The following is a 16687-nucleotide window of genomic DNA, read 5'->3' on the forward strand; positions in this document are numbered from 1 at the left end:
ATGCAAAAGCTAGCTGAGCTGTATCGTGGAAAGGCGAAAACCGTCTACACCACCGAAGATCCCGATCTACTGGTGCTGGAGTTCCGCAATGATACATCAGCAGGAGACGGTGCACGCATTGAGCAGTTTGACCGTAAAGGAATGGTGAATAACAAGTTCAACCATTTCATCATGAGCAAACTGGAAGAAGCTGGAATCCCAACTCAAATGGTGAGCCTGCTGTCTGACAATGAAGTGCTGGTTAAGAAACTGGACATGGTGCCGGTCGAGTGTGTCGTGCGCAACCGCGCGGCGGGATCGCTGGTAAAACGTCTGGGCATCGAAGAAGGCATCGAGCTGAACCCGCCGTTGTTCGATCTGTTCCTGAAAAACGATGAGATGCATGACCCGATGGTGAACGAATCTTACTGCAAGACGTTCGGCTGGGTGAATGAAGAGAATCTGGCTCGCATGAAAGAGCTGAGCTACAAGGCGAACGACGTACTGAGCAAACTGTTTGGCGACGCTGGGCTGATTCTGGTCGATTTCAAGCTGGAATTCGGTCTGTTCAAAGGTGAAGTCGTGCTGGGTGATGAGTTCTCACCAGACGGTAGCCGCCTGTGGGACAAAGAAACGCTGAACAAAATGGATAAAGACCGTTTCCGTCAAAGCCTCGGTGGCTTGATTGAAGCGTATGAAGAAGTTGCGCACCGTATCGGCGTAAAATTAGACTAATTGCGCAATCGTTTACGTTCGGGTCGCCAGTTGGCGATAGGCTGACGGCCTGAATGTTTTTCCGATTTTCCTCTCGAAAAACTGGTTTTCTCTTCTCGTCTCTGCCCGAATGATTTGCTCACTTGGCCCTTACTTCGATTCCTGCCCCTGACCCTGATTAATGCTATCATCGCGGTTTGCTTAACGCTCAATCCGACTACTTTCGACAGACTCGCATCCATGACCTATCTCGATCCAACATTGTTAATTCTGCTCGTCCTGGCGGGGCTGGGTATCATCAGTCACAACATGACCGTCACGCTGGCGATTCTGGTTCTGCTGGCGATACGTATCACGCCGTTGAACAGCTATTTCCCGTGGGTGGAAAAATATGGCCTGAGCATCGGTATCGTCATTTTGACGATTGGCGTGATGGCACCGATTGCCAGCGGAAAAATTACCGCCAGTGAAGTCATGCATTCCTTCCTGCACTGGAAATCTCTGTTGGCGATCCTTATTGGCGTTGCTGTGTCCTGGCTTGGCGGACGCGGCGTGTCGCTGATGAGTAACCAGCCCTCCGTGGTGGCGGGGCTACTGGTGGGCACGGTCATGGGCGTGGCGCTGTTTCGCGGCGTTCCCGTTGGGCCGCTAATCGCCGCAGGGCTGCTTTCCCTGCTGATTGGCAAGACCTGATTGATCCGGCGCGTGTGATGATGTTGCGTGATTTTCTCCACAGCCAACGCCAGCAGCAGCGCTATGGTGTCCGGCGACTGCTGGTGCTGAGTGGTGAAGCGGACTGGTGTGAAGAACAGGCGCTGGCGCTCAGCCGCCAATTGTCTGGCGACTGGCTGTGGATCGGCGAATCTGTACCTGATTCCGTCACTTCGCTGCCAGCCAGCCGAGTGCGGACGCTGCTAGGGCGAGAGTTTCTCCATGCGGTGTTTGATGCGCGCAAAGGCGTGGACGTCGAGGCGCTGGCGATGCTATCAGGCACGCTACAGGTCGGTAGTTGGCTGATCATGCTGGTGCCGTCGTGGCAGTCATGGCCGACGCTGCCGGATGAAGACAGCCTGCGCTGGAGCGAGCAAGAACAGCCGATTGCTGCCCCGCACTTTATCCAGCATTTTCAGCGCCAGCTGTTGGCCGATGAAGACGTTGTCCTCTGGCAGCAAGATCAGGAAGTCGTGATTCGTCCACTGGGCGAACGCACTGACTGGCAGCCTGCGAATGGTGAACCGACAGCGCAACAGCAGCATATTCTGCATGAGCTGAATGCCGCAGAATCTGGTGTGTTTGTGATTACCGCACCGCGCGGACGGGGGAAATCAGCACTGGCGGGAATGCTGACGCAGCGCAGTCGCGGAACCTGCTGGATTACCGCACCGTCTCGTGCTGCGGCGGAGATTCTGCAACAGCACGCACGTACCGATGCGCAGTTCTGGGCACCGGATGCGCTGCTGGCACACTGCCGCCTGCATGGCGCTCCCAATGTCGACTGGTTGTTAATTGATGAAGCAGCGGCGGTTCCGTCTTCCGTGCTTTCCGCGCTGTTGCCGTATTTTCCCCGTATTCTGATGACCACGACGGTGCAAGGGTATGAAGGCACCGGGCGGGGATTTCTACTGAAGTTTTGTGCGACGCTGCCGCAGTGGCGGGCATTTACGCTGAACGAGCCTCTGCGCTGGGCCGCGAACGATCCACTGGAACGGGTGTTGGATCAGGCGCTGTTATTCAACGAGCCCGAAGTGTTTCATTCCCCACATCAGCCTGATCGACCTATTCCCTCTTCTGCGCTGGAAAGTCGAATCGAACGTGCCGACGACTGGCTAATACACCCTGAGCGTCTGGCGTGGTGCTACGCGCTTTTGTGCAGTGCACATTACCGTACTTCGCCGCTGGATTTGCGTCGCCTGATGGACGCGCCGGGCATGCATATTGCCAGCGCACAGGTGGCGGGCGAGATGTGTGGTGTGCTGTGGCTGGTGGAGGAAGGCGGACTGTCAGCTTCACTGGCTCATGAGGTGTGGGCAGGACGACGACGCCCGCGCGGTAATCTGGTGGCGCAGTCGCTGGCGGCACACGCGGGTTTATGGCATGCGCCGACGCTGCGTGCGCGCCGCGTGAGCCGTATTGCAGTTGCATCGTCATGTCGCCGACAGGGGATTGGTCGGGCACTCATTGCAGAGCAGATGCGCGAGGCACAGCGACGAGCGTTGGATTATCTGTCGGTTAGCTTTGGCTATCAGCCAGACTTGTGGGCATTCTGGCAGTCGTGTGGGTTTCAACTGATGCGTATTGGTAGCCATATTGAGGCCAGCAGCGGCTGTTACAGCGCGATGGCGGTGCTGCCGCTGAGCGAAGCGGGGTATCGGTTGGCAGAGCAGGGAAGTCAGCAATTGGCGCGTAACTGGCGCTGGTTACAGCGCTTGATTCCGCTGAACCTCGCACTGCCGCAGACAGGAAATACCGAGCTGGATGAAGACGACTGGCGTGAGCTGGCGGGATTTGCGTTTGCGCATCGGCCGATGGAGGCCAGCTTCGCCGCACTTTGCCGCTTGTTGATTCACACCACATTGTCGCTACCTGCGCTACGCCTGCTGGCAGAAAAGCCGGATGAAAGCGAGCAGATAGCCATAACACTGGGGCTGACCGGCAGGAAAGCACTCCTGAAACGCTGGCGTGAAGAAACCACCAGTGCGCTGGTCGATCTCGATGCGCAGCGGTGTGAGCGCTGGAAGGACGCTGTAATGGTTAACACCACCGGATGATGTGTTCGATGTGCCAAGACGGTCATAGGGATACTCAATCGGCACGTTGAGTATGGGCGGATTTATTGCGTCTCTAACAGTCGGAAAATCAGCGGAGTTTTCCCCTGTTTGTCAGAATAGTCGGCAATTAATGTGAGATCGGTTTTCCGCTCGCCAGACCAGAGCTGACATTCCACTCGCTTGCGCTGAGGTTCGGCGTCTGTCGCGTAGCTGCACAGAGGAATCCGGCCTGTTTTGTCGGGGGTAAAGGCAACGTCATAAGGTGGAATCGCCAAATCTGCCAGATTTTCCCCTGCGCTATCCAGCTCCTCCAGAATCTCTTCGTAAATCGCAGGGCTCACGCCAAAATCCAATAACGTCGCGGGATCGCCATGTTGGATGCTCTTCAATAGCGCGCCCGCGAGCCGATACATTTCTTCTCTGTCATCCGTCATCTCTCACTTCCTTGCCTTGAACTAAACCGTCCCACTCTACATCATCAGCGACGGCCTGCGAATTTTTGCAGCACATTTGCTATTGCCAAGGTTTCTGGTAGAAAAGAATCTCATTATTTTTGCTGAGTCAGGATAAGCCGATGCTGGAATTACGTCCCAACTGTGAACACTGCGATTGTGATTTGCTGCCGGATGCCGAAACGTATATCTGCTCCTACGAATGCACGTTCTGTCCTGACTGCGCAGATACCGTCTTTCATCACGCCTGCCCAAACTGCGGCGGCGAACTGGTTAAACGGCCGGTGCGTCCGGCACGCTGTCTGGCGAACGATCCCGCTTCAACGATCCGTATTATCAAACCGCACTGACAAGGCGAGGGCGGAATATTCCCTTTGTCGTTGCAAAAAATGGAACATCTCATTCAGTAATTCCCGATTTCTCCTGTTATTGCGCGGCGTATAGTGAGAGCTAACCGTACTTTATGACGAATATCGGCAGGTGACGCGTTCGGCGCATGCCTTCAGGAGAGAAACGTGAATCAAGATTATGTTGTTGTTCAGCAGCCTTCGAAGGCGAATCGGTTAATCCTGCTGTTTCATGGCGTGGGGGATACCGCCGCAGGCATGGCGCAGATTGGGCGCTATTTTGCCGCCGCCTTGCCGCAGGCGATGGTGATCAGCATTGCTGGACCGTTCAGCAGCGGCTATGGCGACGGGCGGCAGTGGTTCTCTGTTCAGGGAGTCACGGAAGAGAATCGTTTCTCTCGCATTGAGGCGAATCTGCCGCGTTTTATTGAGACGGTGCGCCACTGGCAAGAGCAAAGTGGTATGAGTGCGGAACAAACTGTGCTGGTGGGCTTCTCGCAAGGTAGCATTATGTCGCTGGAGGCCTTGAAGTCTGAGTCCTCGCTGGCTGGGCACATTATCGCGTTCAGCGGTCGCTTTGCTGTGCTGCCAGAAAAAGCCTTTGCTGATGTTGCGGTGCACCTGATTCACGGCGAAGCGGACGGCGTGATTGTGGTTGGACATGCGCATGCTGCCGCTCAGCGCTTTCAGGAACTGGGGACGTCGTTTACGCTGGATGTTGCCCCCGCTGTCGGGCACGGCATTGATGAACGGATGTTGAAACAGGCCTTGTCTTACCTCAAATAAAAATCTATCCCGCTATACCCGTCATACTTCAAGCTGCTTGAGCGTTGTTCCCTTAAATGCCCAGTTCTTTATGGGCTGGCTTTAAAGGACCAACGCCTTGCGCTGTTCAATTTGCTCACGTTTTATCACGCCGCTCGAATTATTTTTTATTCCATCAGATTATCTTATTGCTCATTTATGAATATCTCTATTCAAAGTAGAGGCTCTATTTTTAGGAATGAGAATTTATCCATATTAAAAAGAATATAATCCATATTTGAATGTTAAATAATATAGGCAATGTTTTTATTTGTGTTGAGTGTTCAATATTTATCTTATTTTTTCAGATATAAATATCGCATCCTTATGGAAAAAGAGGGTGTGCCATGTTTAAACGAATTAAAGTCATTACCATCCTTGTTATCTTATTGTTTGTATTGGGGATATCTCAGTTTTTAACTGGTGCGTTATCCGTTCGTGCACTGATTAACGACAGAGAGGGATTCCTTGTTTCCCAACGCTCTAACCAGAATGTGGCCGCATTTACTGATGCATGGATTATGATGAATCAGACGCGTATCGCTATCGGTTCTATTATACAAAACATGATGATGGGGAATGCGGATAAAGAGGCTATGCAGGCTCTTTTACAACAAGCCAAATCGCAATTGGCCGCCTCAGAGAGTAGTTATAAACACTATTTGTCTCTACCGAATACGCCCGGGTTGGATGAAGCATTATCCAAAAAACTTGAGGCGAGCTATACCGCTTACGACAAGTTACTGAATGATATTGTGGATTCGCTTTCCGGTGGGTTAGCGGGGGCGGCGATGAAATTGAGTAGCGGTGCCACGCCGCTGAACGTGGCCATGCAGGACGCCTATATTACGTGGCGAGCGGCGCAAAACCAGCTGTCGGATGACGGGCTACAGGAAAACCACGCTGCATTTGAAACGATGCTGTGGCTTCTGGGTGCACTTTCCGTCGTCGTCGTGCTGGTGATTATCCTCAGTTGGATCGGGTTGCAGCGTATTCTTTTGCATCCGCTGCGTACGCTCATGCGGCATATCAGCGCGATTGCCGAGGGCGATCTGACGCATCCTATTGATGCGACCGGTCGTAATGAGATGAGCCAGCTTGCGGCGGGGCTACATCATATGCAGCAGTCATTAATCCGTACCGTCAGTCTGGTGCGCGACAGTTCCCACTCCATCCACTCTGGGGCCAGTGAAATCTCGGTAGGTAGCAACGATCTGTCTTCGCGTACGGAGCAGCAGGCGGCATCACTACAGGAAACGGCGGCCAGCATGGAGCAACTGACCTCAACGGTGAAGCAGAACTCAGACAACGCGCGTCAGGCTACGCTGCTGGCAAAAAATGCGTCGGAAACGGCCAATAAAGGCGGCACTGTCGTCGATAATGTCGTGAAAACGATGAATGAGATTGCCGACAGTTCACAAAAAATCGCCCACATTACCAGCGTGATTGATAGCATCGCCTTCCAAACCAATATTCTGGCGCTGAATGCGGCGGTAGAAGCAGCGCGAGCCGGGGAGCAAGGGCGAGGTTTTGCCGTGGTGGCGGGTGAAGTGCGAACGCTGGCGCAGCGCAGTGCTCAGGCCGCCAAAGAGATCAAATCGCTGATTGATGATTCGGTTAGCCGTGCTAATACCGGATCTTTGCAGGTGAAAGACGCGGGTGACACGATGAAAGAAATCGTCGGTGCGGTGAGCCGGGTAACGGATATCATGGGGGAAATCTCCTCGGCGTCCGATGAGCAAAGCCGGGGAATCGATCAGGTTGGGCAGGCGGTCAATGAAATGGATCGCGTCACTCAGCAAAACGCCTCGCTGGTGGAAGAGTCCGCGTCTGCCGCAGCGGCATTGGAAGAGCAGGCCAGATATTTACAAAACGCGGTGGCGGTGTTCAAGATTAATCAGGCAGCCGCGCAGGAACATCGTGCCGAGAGCGCGCCTTCACTTGCTACATTACCGAAATCGCTGTTACCTAAACCTGCTCATGCCGGGTCATCGAATGCAAATTGGGAAACGTTTTAGCTGACGTAAGTGTTTAATGGAAATGAGTATTTAACGGAAGAGTAAGCATCCAAACCGCCTGCACGCGAGCTAAGCCTCGCGCTGCGGGCGGTTTGACGATGATAGGTATCAGGGTTTTTTCTTCGGCCAGTCGTCGTCTTCTTCATTGTCCCACTTGTCGTTGTTGTCACGGTGTGGGGGCAATTTCGGTTTGTTGAGCAGAAAACGCGTATGGTCAACGTTGCGCAATTCTTTGATGCCGTTAATCAGCATGCCTATCAGGACAATCAGAATTATCCACCAGTAATCAGCCAGCCATGCCATGGTTACGCCTCATCAACATTATGAATATAACGGGTAAACAGCTGCGGCAAGTTCTGGCAAAGCCAGTGATAGCCTGCAATGTCCTCATCTTGCCAAGCGGCAAGAATGAGGTCGGGTGTCAGCTGTTCTTCCGCATACTGTGCTAGTGGATAATAGCTGATATGCCAGAGTTCGGCTGCGACACCGCCGAGATCGTGCGCATAAGGTCGATAAAAACCGTATTCATGCATGTGCGCACTCAGCCACGCGTTCAGTGCGGCAAAGTAACCGCCTTCTTCATATTCCCACGGCTCCAACTGGAGCGAACGGCCTGCGGGTAATAAATCGGGATCGTAGATATCGAGATCGCTGCCCCAATGGTGGCGGCTAGAGCCGGGCATAGCGGACCAGCGCAGAATGGCTTCACAGCGCTCGCCTTCGTTCAGAGATAACACGTCCAGCGGCTGGCTGTTGGCATCCATGACGGGACGCTCACCGCGAAATTTGCCATTCCAGATCTGACGCTGGCGCTCGAAATCACGAAACGTACTGGCGGGCTGTAGGTTAAATCCCGCCGTTTTTGCCGCCTGCTGTAGCGCCAGAAATGCGGTTACTGCCTCCGGCTGAAGACGATGACGCCCCTGTAAAGCGACCAAATGCTGGTCGCTTTTACCGGTTAATGTAGCTGGCGTCATCATGCGATGAGCTGCTCCATAATGCGCTGGTACATGCGGCTCAGCAGTTGCAGGTCTGCCGCGCTGACGCATTCATCGACTTTGTGGATCGTCGCGTTTACGGGGCCCAGTTCAACGACCTGCGCGCCCATGCGGGCAATGAAACGGCCATCGGAGGTGCCACCGGTTGTCAGTAGCTCTGGCGTGACCTCGTTGTAATGCTTGACGGCATTCACTACGGCATCGACCAGCTCGCCGCGTGCGGTCAAGAATGGCTGGCCGGAGAGCTTCCAGTCGATGGTGTACTTAAGCTGGTGGCGATCCAGTAATTCAGCCACGCGCTGTTGGATTAACACGTCCGTCAATTCGGTGCTGAAGCGGAAATTGAACTGCACAGACAGTTCGCCGGGGATGACGTTATTGCTGCCGGTGCCTGCCTGAATATTGGCGATTTGCATCGTGGTCGGCGGGAAGAAGGCGTTGCCCTGATCCCACTCGGTTGCGATCAGTTCGTTAAGCGCCGGTGCTGCGCGGTGAACGGGGTTGTCCGCCAGATGAGGATACGCAACGTGCCCTTGTACGCCGTGTACGCGCAGATTCGCGGTGATAGAACCACGGCGGCCATTTTTGACCACATCACCCACAACATGCGTACTGGACGGTTCGCCGACCAGACAGTAGTCCAATCGCTCGTTGCGAGCCATCAGCGCCTCAACCACTTTCACGGTACCGTTTACGGCGCTGGCTTCTTCGTCTGAGGTAATCAGGAACGCCAGACGCCCCTGATGATTAGGATGGGCAGCGACAAAGCGCTCGGCGGCAATCACCATCGCAGCCAGTGAGCCTTTCATGTCCGCCGCGCCGCGACCGTACAGCATGCCGTCACGAATGATGGGTTCAAACGGTGGATGCTGCCAGTGGCTTTCATCACCGCTGGGAACCACATCGGTGTGTCCGGCGAAGGCCAGCGTTTTCCCTGTGCCGCGCCATGCCCAGAAATTCTGGGTATCGCCAAAATCCATCGCTTCGACGGTAAAGCCAATCGCCGTCAGGCGTTCAATCATGAGCGCCTGGCAACCCTCGTCATTCGGGCTGAGGGAAGGGCGTTTAATTAACTGTTGAGCGAGTTCTATGACTGGGCAAGACACGTTATTTGTTCTCCGCAATAAATTTCTGGTAGCTGTCGATACTGAAACCAAGCAGCGCGTGGCCGTCATCGGTTATCAGCAACGGCCGTTTAATCACCGCTGGCTGTTCCAACATCAGGTTTTTGGCGGCCTCTGCGTTGTCGCTGGTATCGCTGTTGATCTGTTCACGCAATTCTTCGCTGAGCTTACGCCAGGTCGTTCCGCGTGTGTTGAGTAAGGCCTGAAACCCCAGTTGGTCGATAAAGCGCTGTAGCAGCTGTTCATCCAGACCGTCGGCACGGTAATCATGGAAGCGATACGTCACCTGCTGATCGTCCAGCCAGCGGCGCGCTTTCTTTATAGTGTCACAGTTTTTGATGCCGTACATGGTCAGCGCCATAGGGATAAAATCCTTTCTGCTTATTGGGTTGCATGACGATTGCTGTTCAGGACAGCACAGCCTGACTGAGCTTAATCGTGCGATAGCCCAGCATGCCGAAAAAAGGCGGGGAGATCTACTGTGAACTGTGTAGCAGAAATGTGAAGAAGTATAGTTTTTATACTTTCATAACACTTTTTCCTGATTAAAAAGTGTGCATATAATGCGTCGCCGTTAATCACCAAGAGGTTCGCATGGTAGAAGTAGAAGTAAGTACTTGGAAAGATTTTATTGAAGCAATGTTACGTAAATAATAACGAGAAGTACTGTTAGTCATTGCATACCATACCAGGAATAAAATCATACGAATAAAGCAGTATTGAGTCTCTCAATACTGCTTTTTTTCTCCCCGCCATACTTCAATCTTATGCGCATTCGTAGCGTTCTTTCCTCATGTCTCGCCCCATAACCTTGCCGATCCAAAGAGAACACTGCTGCCATTTTTATCACCAGATAATACATAACAGCATGATTAGAATGCGTATTCCAGACCGACGCTGGTGCTGTAATTGCCTTTTCTGGAGTTACCACCAAACTCATTGGAATATTGCAGCCATGTATGCAGATTGGTTGTCAGGTTGACCATAACCCCAGCGTCTGCGACGCCCCAGTCTTTTTCTGAAGCCGCGCTTGGCATGGAGAAGTGACCACTCATAGAGTTTAATCCCGCGGTGACTGGGCGCACATTACTTGCCATGTAATCATGATTCCAGGCCATCCCGATGTAAGGGTTAATGTCCAAACTGGCCACGAGTAAGTGGGCCTGAGTTTGCCAGCCAAGACTGGAAACCAGAGAATTACGATGCTGTTCAGAAAACCACATGGCCGAGCTGTTATTTCCGCGCTCACGATAACCTTCTACCTCAACGGATTGACGTTCCAGACGCGCAAAAGGCCCTGTTTTGACGGATGTCCCCAGATCAAACCACCAGCCAGCATCAATCCCACCACCAAAATGGCGTCCTTTCACTGAGCCGGATTCTGTGCGCGTAGCCGGGCCGATGTTAATGGTGCGATAAACATCATCAAAGTGAGAAGAACCAGCATTGACGAAGGTGCTCATCCAGGGATGGTCGGCGTGGTAGACCTGATAAAGCGCAACGCTGTGGTCATACAATGTGTAGCCTGCGCCATCAAGCGCCGTCTTTTGGTTAGAGACGGTGACCAGCGCCCCGATGTTAAGGTTGTCACTTAATCTCACGTCGCCACCGACTGAAGCAAAGCGGTTATTACTACTGCTTGAAAAAGTATCGTCGGTTGAGTTGGCCTGATGGCGGTAATCACCATTAGCGAATACCCGCGTATCGCCGCCATAGGTATCGGTAAGGATCGCTTTGCGTAACAAGTTGTACTGCGACTTTGTTGCCTGTAGAGGAGCTTTGCTCAGTAATGAAATTTTACCTGGCGCTGAAATTTCAGATAAAACGACACTGGCGAGCATCTTGTTGACACCCGTTGTAGGATGGACATTGTCAGCAAAAAGATAGGTATATTCTGTGCCGCCAGCGTAGTTTCCTGTATTGCAAAAAAGTGATGAGGTTGTGTTACAGGCACCACTGGTGGTGTTGATAATGCCATAGGTTGATGGCGTTGCCATTATTTCAGACAACAATCCATACGTATTGACAGGGATTATATTTAAACCATTATCACTCAACGTGCGAAGTCCGCTGTTTAATGTATTGTTATATTGATTGGCTACGTCCTGATATTTTTCTTGTAGGTTGCGTCTTGCGGCATCGGGGGTTGCGCCAAGGTTGGTGAGGTTATAAACAACGACATATTTCCCTCCTGCATGATATAGATTATTTAGTAATGATATTTCAGTATTCGCAACAGGAATGATTTTACTGGTTTCAGTTGAAGGCGATGATTCATAAATAGAATAGATATCATTGGAGCCTCCCCAGAACTGATAAAGCGTTGATGCGCTAATTTTATTGCTTTGAATATAATTGTTAACTTGAGATTGAATCGTCGGCGAAAATATAACGCCCAGTGAATAATTATTAATAATACCGGCCCCACCCCAGGCATAGTTGGTTCCTCCTGAGGATGAATCTGTTGCCGACAGACCTAGCCCATCTGCAACATACATCGTAGCTGTTTCCCCAGGGTTGGTTGTAAACCTTGATGTTCCGATGCCTAACGCATGTGAAAGATTGCCTGCATCACTTAAGCTATCACCAAAAACGACCGTGTTGTTAAAAGTCTCTGCTTCCGTAGATGATGTGTAAATCAGCAATGCAAAAATAATAAATAGTAAAAATGCCTTTGATTTCATCCATAACACTCTGTTTATTAAATCAACATAATTACTGTTATAAGTAATTGTCAGGAGTCTTCGGATGGTTTTCATAATTTTTATCCCCCCGGGATTGTGAGAAAATAATATGTTCAGGTAATTGGATACGGATAATCGAGAATAAGGAATTTACTTTCGGTAGTTGATAATAACGAATGAAGATTATTAGTGTTGAGGTTGCGATATATAGGATATGTCTTATATGTAAAACTATGAGAGCTATCTTAGCTACGATGTTTTCCTTATTACGGAGAACATGCTGGCTATAGATACGGCCGTCATACTTCAAGACGCTGGTGTTGGCTTTTTAACTACCTGGACTGATATCGGCCCTTTGTACATAGGGGGCCGGTATCAGTGTTGCTCTAGGGTAACTCAGGGGTAAAAGAGGAAACTTGAGTAAATAAAAGAGGATATTATTAGTTTGCGTATAGATTTTATTTTATCGAATTAATTCATCATGATGGCTGGTTAAGCGCAAATTTTGCAGCGGCAATCGCGTGGAGCCTGCTGGTATCAAAAAGAGGAACTTTCGCATCCTGGGCACTGATTAATAGCGGGATCTCAGTACAACCCAGAATGATGCCTTCCGCGCCTTGCTGTTCAAGCTGCTGGATGATGTCCCGATAGACCTGCCGCGATGCCTCGTTGATATTTCCCAGACACAGCTCATCGTAAATGATGCGATTGACGGCCTCTTTCCCCTCATCATCGGGAACCATCACCTCCACGGCAAATCGTTCCTGAATGCGCTGGCGATAGAAATCCTGCTCCATTGTGTAGCGGGTTCCAAGCAAACCGACTTTCTTCAATCCGTGCTGTTTCAGGCTGGCACCGGTGGCATCGGCAATATGCAAAAGAGGAAGCTGACAGGCGCGTTCAACGTCATCGGCCACTTTATGCATGGTGTTGGTACAGATGACGATCGCCTCCGCTCCCGCCTGACGTAATCCTACTGCGATATTGCTGAGTACGGCGGATGACTGCGCCCAATCACCTTGTGACTGCAACCGTTCGATCTCGTGGAAATCGACGCTGTGCAGGATGATTTTAGCGGAGTGCAGGCCGCCAAGTTGGCTTTTCACATACTCGTTGATCATGCGGTAATACGGGATGGTAGATTCCCAACTCATACCCCCGATCAGACCCAGCGTTTTGCTTATCATGATGCCTTCCTTCATATCGTAAAAAGTGATGAATCGACCAGAACTGAACTCTCTGCGTTCTGCATCGGGTTAAAATAGGACAGCGGAGTTACGTGGTATACATTTTTAGCGACTTTTATCACTTTTTATCCAACTTCAACTGGACAAAAGGCCAATCTATTGTTGTACTGTACCTGACACAGATTTTGTGTCTTTCATTCATGTAAAGGTAAGTTTGATGTCTAAGATTAAAGGTAGTGTTAAGTGGTTCAATGAGTCTAAAGGCTTCGGTTTCATCACTCCTGAAGATGGTAGCAAAGACGTGTTCGTACACTTCTCTGCCATCCAGAGCAATGGTTTCAAAACTCTGGCTGAGGGTCAGCGTGTAGAGTTCGAAATCACTGACGGTGCCAAAGGTCCTTCAGCTGCTAACGTTAACGCTATTTAATTATACCGATTTCGTGAAAAACCCGCCGATGGCGGGTTTTTTTTGCTTTATTTTCCACGTGCTATCAATTTTCACGAGCTAGCAATTTCCACGTGACATCAGTGTGTTGTCACCCACGTGACCAGAGCAAATGCCAGTGCGGTCATGAGCAACGAACCCGCCAGATTCAACAGTACGTGTAACCCCGCCGCCGCAAGCTGCCCACTTTGCAGGAACATGACGACTTCTGCGGAAAAGGTCGAAAACGTCGTTAAACCGCCGCACAGCCCGGTGGTAATCAATATTTTCCAGTCCTGATCGAGATGAGGATGGCGCAGGAAGAAAGCGAGTGCGCCGCCAATAACAAAAGCCCCAATTAAGTTAGCAAGCAGAGTGCCCAGCGGCAGCGTTGGATACAGATTGTTAAACTTCACGCCAAGCTGCCAGCGCGCCACGCTACCGACTCCGCCGCCAATAAATACCGCAAGTAATGTACTAAACATAGAAACCTTTCTTTGGGCTGTTTTGCCTGAATTGTTTTTGCGATCTCGGAGAGTATTGGGCAGGACGCTACGCCCTCTCTGCGAGGTGGACGTAGACATCATTAGCCGAGTGGCGGTTGTACCCTGTTTTTAAGGCTGTCAGCGTTTTGGCTGCGCGAGGGTAGGGAGGAATGTCATCTCCGCTTTAGTAAAGAAAGTTTACGCCGTCAGAAGGGATTTTTGTAGTGGTGCCGAGGCGAAAGTTGTAAAGCAATCTGAATGCGCGAGAAAGCCCTTTTGCCGCGTCTTACGTTTTTATAGATGCAATTTGCTATAGATGCAATTTGTTACAGATGCAAATTGTGTCGTGCTGCATAAGGTCTTAGATAGAGGACATAGGGTAAAAGAATTATTTTTAATAAAAATCGTTCTCGTTCGCTGGCGTCTCCAGCATCTAAATCAGGTAGGTTTGTATGGAAGGTATCAGTATTGCCAAGCTGTTGGTGATTGGCGCGTTAATAATTCTGCTGTTCGGTACGAATAAACTTCGTAGCCTCGGCGGTGATTTAGGCGCGGCGATTAAAGGCTTCAAGAAGGCGATGAGTGACGATCAGCCGGCAAAGACGGATGAAACGACAGCGCTGAATGATTCATCTCGTAAAGAACTCTGATCGCACCCCACACAGCAAAACGGACGGCAATAGCCGTCCGTTTTTTATTCCACACAAAAAATGTGTAAATATGTATGAGCGCTTATTTTACTTCAATGCCTTTTGCCTGTAGGTCGGCATGGTAGGACGAGCGAACAAATGGACCGCAGGCAGCGTGGGTAAAGCCCATCGCCATCGCTTCGGCCTTCATCTCATCGAACTCATCCGGGCTGACGTAGCGCTGTACTGGCAGGTGATGGCGGCTCGGCTGTAAATATTGTCCCAGCGTCAGCATCGTCACACCGTGGCGACGCAGGTCACGCATCACTTCCACGATTTCAGCATTGGTTTCCCCCAATCCAACCATCAGGCCAGATTTGGTTGGGATATCTGGATGTGCGCTCTTGAAGTTTTCCAGCAGCTTCAGTGACCACTCATAGTTCGCACCAGGACGGACCTGACGGTAAACGCGCGGTACGTTTTCCAGGTTGTGGTTGAACACATCTGGCGGCGTGGCGGTCAGGATCTCTAACGCGCGATCCATACGTCCACGGAAGTCTGGCACCAGCGTTTCGATGCGAATAGTCGGGTTTTTGCGGCGAATAGCGCTAATACAGTCTGCAAAGTGCTGGGCACCGCCGTCGCGCAGATCATCACGGTCAACGGAGGTGATCACGACATAGCGTAAGCCCATGTCATGGATGGTCTGTGCCAGTTTCTCAGGCTCATTGGCATCCGGCGTAAGCGGGCGGCCGTGGGCAACGTCACAGAACGGGCAGCGACGCGTACAAATCGCGCCCAGAATCATGAAGGTGGCGGTGCCGTGGTTGAAACACTCTGCCAGATTCGGACAGGACGCTTCTTCGCAAACTGAGTGCAACCCGTTTTTGCGCATGGCTGCTTTGATTCCCTGAATACGGCTTGAATCCGCCGGAAGTTTAATCTTCATCCATTCAGGTTTGCGCAGAAGCTCTTGGCGTTCGGTGACGACGGTACGTACCGGGATTAGCGCCATCTTATCGGCATCGCGGTATTTAACGCCGCGTTCGATCTGAATCGGTTTACTCATGTTTGCGTAAGTTCCAGTTCTGAATCGTTTCTTTAAATTTGTAATTCAAATTCAAAGGATTATGTTTTTAGTTAAACTTTTTTTTAAAAAACTATAAAAATTATATCATCTTGCCTAACCACAATCAGCCTTTGCACGATCAAAATGAAGAAATTATGTGAATAAAATGTAATTTATCAAAAAACGATCGTCTAACTGACTGATTTTTATTAACAGGACAAAATGCATTAGCCAGGAAGCGGCTCACCCTGAACGTCCAGATTCCACGAAACAAATTCGGGTGCGGAATAGCCGACTAACTGCAAAAAGGTGTTCACCAGCACGGGGGCGGTGTCATCCAGCGTGACGCCCGGCACCAGATCGCTGAGTTGCGTCATCTCCATACCAGCGTAACCACACGGGTTGATACGCAGGAAAGGGGAGAGATCCATAGCAATATTGAGCGCCAGCCCGTGGAAAGAGCAGCCTTTGCGAATACGCAGTCCTAACGAACAGATTTTACGCTCGCCTACATAGACGCCGGGTGCATCAGGGCGCGCATGGGCTTCAATCTGAAAATGTGCCAGTGTGCCAATCACGGTGTTTTCGATGGCAGTGACGAGCTGACGAACGCCGAGCTTGCGACGCTTCAGGTCAATCAACACGTACATGACCTGCTGACCGGGGCCGTGGTAAGTCACCTGACCGCCTCTGTCGCTCTGAATCACGGGAATATCACCGGGCATGAGGACATGTTCGGCTTTGCCTGCCTGACCCTGTGTAAATACGCGAGGGTGCTGAACCAGCCAGATTTCATCTGGCGTTTTATCATCACGTCGGTCGGTGAAATTATGCATCGCCAGAGAGACGGGTTCATACGGCTGTACGTCAAATTGGCGTACGATGATCTTATCCTGTAGCAAGTGTGTCATCTTCAGGTTAAGGAAAGGTGGGGGGATTATAACGGCGGGAAGCCTCAGCGAACAGCACTTTGCAACATCACAAAACCCTGCCGCACTCGCCAGT

Annotated in this window: 19 protein-coding genes and 1 riboswitch; of the genes, 9 read left to right on the top strand and 10 right to left on the bottom strand. The window is 51.1% G+C overall.

The window, feature by feature from the left end; all coding sequences use genetic code 11:
* From purC to BJJ97_RS11350, 3 genes are all read left to right on the top strand, one after another.
* Positions 1-714: a phosphoribosylaminoimidazolesuccinocarboxamide synthase gene (gene purC / locus BJJ97_RS11340; RefSeq protein WP_010286515.1), complete on the top strand. Its 714-nt coding sequence runs from the start codon at positions 1-3 to the stop codon at positions 712-714.
* 219 nt (positions 715-933) lie between these two features.
* Positions 934-1386 carry a DUF441 domain-containing protein gene (locus BJJ97_RS11345; protein ID WP_039482881.1) on the top strand — a complete coding sequence of 151 codons (453 nt, stop codon included), beginning with the start codon at positions 934-936 and terminating at the stop codon, positions 1384-1386.
* A 17-nt stretch (positions 1387-1403) separates the two neighbouring features.
* The gene (locus tag BJJ97_RS11350) at positions 1404-3461 is read left to right on the top strand and encodes a tRNA(Met) cytidine acetyltransferase TmcA (RefSeq protein ID WP_095993996.1); all 2058 of its coding nucleotides are present in this window, start codon (positions 1404-1406) and stop codon (positions 3459-3461) included.
* 62 nt (positions 3462-3523) lie between these two features.
* On the opposite strand, the gene BJJ97_RS11355 is transcribed toward BJJ97_RS11350, so the two are convergent.
* Positions 3524-3895, bottom strand: a complete 372-nt coding sequence (locus BJJ97_RS11355; RefSeq protein WP_095993997.1) for a hypothetical protein — start codon at positions 3893-3895, stop codon at positions 3524-3526.
* Positions 3896-4035: 140 nt separating this feature from the next.
* Between BJJ97_RS11355 and BJJ97_RS11360 the strand changes: the two genes are divergently transcribed.
* From BJJ97_RS11360 to BJJ97_RS11370, 3 genes are all read left to right on the top strand, one after another.
* Positions 4036-4263, top strand: coding sequence for a DUF1272 domain-containing protein (locus BJJ97_RS11360; protein WP_095993998.1), 228 nt, complete (start codon positions 4036-4038; stop codon positions 4261-4263).
* A 165-nt stretch (positions 4264-4428) separates the two neighbouring features.
* The gene (gene ypfH / locus BJJ97_RS11365) at positions 4429-5046 is read left to right on the top strand and encodes an esterase (protein ID WP_095993999.1); all 618 of its coding nucleotides are present in this window, start codon (positions 4429-4431) and stop codon (positions 5044-5046) included.
* 365 nt (positions 5047-5411) lie between these two features.
* Positions 5412-7082, top strand: coding sequence for a methyl-accepting chemotaxis protein (locus BJJ97_RS11370; RefSeq protein ID WP_095994000.1), 1671 nt, complete (start codon positions 5412-5414; stop codon positions 7080-7082).
* 108 nt (positions 7083-7190) lie between these two features.
* Here BJJ97_RS11370 and BJJ97_RS11375 read toward each other — a convergent pair whose 3' ends face one another.
* From BJJ97_RS11375 to BJJ97_RS11390, 4 genes are read right to left on the bottom strand one after another with little or no spacing between them, the layout of a single operon-like run.
* On the bottom strand, positions 7191-7385 hold the full coding sequence (locus BJJ97_RS11375; protein WP_095698833.1) for a YpfN family protein: 195 nt from the start codon (positions 7383-7385) through the stop codon (positions 7191-7193).
* A gap of 2 nt (positions 7386-7387) precedes the next feature.
* Positions 7388-8062, bottom strand: coding sequence for a M15 family metallopeptidase (locus BJJ97_RS11380; RefSeq protein WP_095994001.1), 675 nt, complete (start codon positions 8060-8062; stop codon positions 7388-7390).
* Positions 8059-9186, bottom strand: coding sequence for a succinyl-diaminopimelate desuccinylase (gene dapE, locus BJJ97_RS11385; RefSeq protein ID WP_095698835.1), 1128 nt, complete (start codon positions 9184-9186; stop codon positions 8059-8061). Before dapE ends, BJJ97_RS11380 begins: the two co-directional genes overlap by 4 nt.
* Before the next feature lies 1 nt (position 9187).
* Entirely contained in the window at positions 9188-9565 is a 378-nt protein-coding gene (locus BJJ97_RS11390; protein ID WP_095994002.1) for an ArsC family reductase, read from the bottom strand.
* Positions 9566-9798: 233 nt separating this feature from the next.
* Between BJJ97_RS11390 and ypfM the strand changes: the two genes are divergently transcribed.
* On the top strand, positions 9799-9858 hold the full coding sequence (ypfM, locus tag BJJ97_RS22475) for a protein YpfM (protein WP_137739554.1): 60 nt from the start codon (positions 9799-9801) through the stop codon (positions 9856-9858).
* A gap of 218 nt (positions 9859-10076) precedes the next feature.
* On the opposite strand, the gene BJJ97_RS11395 is transcribed toward ypfM, so the two are convergent.
* Both BJJ97_RS11395 and BJJ97_RS11400 read right to left on the bottom strand, forming a co-directional pair.
* A complete protein-coding gene (locus tag BJJ97_RS11395) occupies positions 10077-11963 on the bottom strand; it encodes an autotransporter outer membrane beta-barrel domain-containing protein (RefSeq protein ID WP_095994003.1) in 1887 nt (628 codons plus the stop codon).
* 404 nt (positions 11964-12367) lie between these two features.
* Positions 12368-13075: an aspartate/glutamate racemase family protein gene (locus tag BJJ97_RS11400; protein WP_095994004.1), complete on the bottom strand. Its 708-nt coding sequence runs from the start codon at positions 13073-13075 to the stop codon at positions 12368-12370.
* Between the two features lie 217 nt (positions 13076-13292).
* Here BJJ97_RS11400 and cspE point away from each other — a divergent pair, with 217 nt between their 5' ends.
* The gene (cspE, locus tag BJJ97_RS11405) at positions 13293-13502 is read left to right on the top strand and encodes a transcription antiterminator/RNA stability regulator CspE (protein WP_005976270.1); all 210 of its coding nucleotides are present in this window, start codon (positions 13293-13295) and stop codon (positions 13500-13502) included.
* Between the two features lie 98 nt (positions 13503-13600).
* Here cspE and crcB read toward each other — a convergent pair whose 3' ends face one another.
* The gene (crcB, locus tag BJJ97_RS11410) at positions 13601-13984 is read right to left on the bottom strand and encodes a fluoride efflux transporter CrcB (protein ID WP_095994005.1); all 384 of its coding nucleotides are present in this window, start codon (positions 13982-13984) and stop codon (positions 13601-13603) included.
* Positions 13985-14069: 85 nt separating this feature from the next.
* Positions 14070-14174: riboswitch (Fluoride riboswitch) on the bottom strand.
* A 262-nt stretch (positions 14175-14436) separates the two neighbouring features.
* Between crcB and tatA the strand changes: the two genes are divergently transcribed.
* Positions 14437-14634, top strand: coding sequence for a Sec-independent protein translocase subunit TatA (gene tatA / locus BJJ97_RS11415; RefSeq protein ID WP_095994006.1), 198 nt, complete (start codon positions 14437-14439; stop codon positions 14632-14634).
* An 82-nt stretch (positions 14635-14716) separates the two neighbouring features.
* On the opposite strand, the gene lipA is transcribed toward tatA, so the two are convergent.
* Together lipA and lipB are read right to left on the bottom strand one after the other, a co-directional pair.
* Positions 14717-15682, bottom strand: coding sequence for a lipoyl synthase (gene lipA / locus BJJ97_RS11420; RefSeq protein WP_095698844.1), 966 nt, complete (start codon positions 15680-15682; stop codon positions 14717-14719).
* A 227-nt stretch (positions 15683-15909) separates the two neighbouring features.
* Positions 15910-16593 (bottom strand): lipoyl(octanoyl) transferase LipB, encoded by a 684-nt coding sequence (lipB, locus tag BJJ97_RS11425; RefSeq protein WP_172644760.1) that lies wholly within the window; start codon positions 16591-16593, stop codon positions 15910-15912.
* Positions 16594-16687 lie beyond the last annotated feature (94 nt).

It is taken from the genome of Pectobacterium polaris, assembly GCF_002307355.1.
Lineage (GTDB): Bacteria > Pseudomonadota > Gammaproteobacteria > Enterobacterales > Enterobacteriaceae > Pectobacterium > Pectobacterium polare.

What these genes read in the sequence shown, in the direction of transcription:
- purC (WP_010286515.1), top strand. Translation starts at nt 1, where the DNA reads ATGCAAAAGCTAGCTGAGCTGTATCGTGGAAAGGCGAAAACCGTCTAC.
- BJJ97_RS11345 (WP_039482881.1), top strand. Translation starts at nt 934, where the DNA reads ATGACCTATCTCGATCCAACATTGTTAATTCTGCTCGTCCTGGCGGGG.
- BJJ97_RS11350 (WP_095993996.1), top strand. Translation starts at nt 1,404, where the DNA reads ATGATGTTGCGTGATTTTCTCCACAGCCAACGCCAGCAGCAGCGCTAT.
- BJJ97_RS11355 (WP_095993997.1), bottom strand. Translation starts at nt 3,895, where the DNA reads ATGACGGATGACAGAGAAGAAATGTATCGGCTCGCGGGCGCGCTATTG.
- BJJ97_RS11360 (WP_095993998.1), top strand. Translation starts at nt 4,036, where the DNA reads ATGCTGGAATTACGTCCCAACTGTGAACACTGCGATTGTGATTTGCTG.
- BJJ97_RS11370 (WP_095994000.1), top strand. Translation starts at nt 5,412, where the DNA reads ATGTTTAAACGAATTAAAGTCATTACCATCCTTGTTATCTTATTGTTT.
- BJJ97_RS11375 (WP_095698833.1), bottom strand. Translation starts at nt 7,385, where the DNA reads ATGGCATGGCTGGCTGATTACTGGTGGATAATTCTGATTGTCCTGATA.
- BJJ97_RS11380 (WP_095994001.1), bottom strand. Translation starts at nt 8,062, where the DNA reads ATGATGACGCCAGCTACATTAACCGGTAAAAGCGACCAGCATTTGGTC.
- BJJ97_RS11390 (WP_095994002.1), bottom strand. Translation starts at nt 9,565, where the DNA reads ATGGCGCTGACCATGTACGGCATCAAAAACTGTGACACTATAAAGAAA.
- BJJ97_RS11395 (WP_095994003.1), bottom strand. Translation starts at nt 11,963, where the DNA reads ATGAAAACCATCCGAAGACTCCTGACAATTACTTATAACAGTAATTAT.
- BJJ97_RS11400 (WP_095994004.1), bottom strand. Translation starts at nt 13,075, where the DNA reads ATGATAAGCAAAACGCTGGGTCTGATCGGGGGTATGAGTTGGGAATCT.
- cspE (WP_005976270.1), top strand. Translation starts at nt 13,293, where the DNA reads ATGTCTAAGATTAAAGGTAGTGTTAAGTGGTTCAATGAGTCTAAAGGC.
- crcB (WP_095994005.1), bottom strand. Translation starts at nt 13,984, where the DNA reads ATGTTTAGTACATTACTTGCGGTATTTATTGGCGGCGGAGTCGGTAGC.
- tatA (WP_095994006.1), top strand. Translation starts at nt 14,437, where the DNA reads ATGGAAGGTATCAGTATTGCCAAGCTGTTGGTGATTGGCGCGTTAATA.
- lipA (WP_095698844.1), bottom strand. Translation starts at nt 15,682, where the DNA reads ATGAGTAAACCGATTCAGATCGAACGCGGCGTTAAATACCGCGATGCC.
- lipB (WP_172644760.1), bottom strand. Translation starts at nt 16,593, where the DNA reads ATGACACACTTGCTACAGGATAAGATCATCGTACGCCAATTTGACGTA.